This is a genomic window from Myxococcaceae bacterium JPH2 (genome assembly GCA_016458225.1).
Classification (GTDB): Bacteria; Myxococcota; Myxococcia; order Myxococcales; family Myxococcaceae; genus Citreicoccus.
Genome location: JAEMGR010000135.1, coordinates 1 through 412, shown reverse-complemented (window position 1 = coordinate 412; position 412 = coordinate 1). Strand labels below are relative to the sequence as shown.

The 412-nt window shown below is 67.7% G+C and carries 1 protein-coding gene; it reads right to left on the bottom strand.

Features of this window, described 5'->3' with window-relative positions; translation table 11 throughout:
• Positions 1-412 (bottom strand): hypothetical protein (locus JGU66_36460; protein MBJ6766270.1); only part of this gene is annotated, 412 nt, incomplete at both ends.

The following is a 412-nucleotide window of genomic DNA, read 5'->3' as shown; positions in this document are numbered from 1 at the left end:
CCTGAAGCCGCGTGAGTTCGCGAGCGAGGGAGGCGACGGTGGGAGAGGCGAAGAGGGCCGCGAGGGGAAGCTGAACGCCGAAGGCGTGACGGATGCGAGAGACGAGGCGGGTGGCGGAGAGAGAGTGACCGCCGAGGTGGAAGAAGCTGGCGTCGCGCTCGATGGAGTGGAGAGAGAGGACCTGAAGGAAGAGCTGGGAGAGGAGTGTCTCGACGTGGCCGCGAGGGGGGCCGCCGGAAGAGGGGAGAGAAGAGTCGTCGAGGTGGAGGGAAGAGAGGGCCTTCCTGTCGACCTTTCCGGTGGAGGTGAGAGGGAGGGAGTCCCGCGAGAGCCAGCGGGAGGGGAGCATGAAGGAGGGGAGGAGGCGCGAGAGGGCGTGCTGAAGGTCCTCGATGCGCACGTCGGCGCTGCT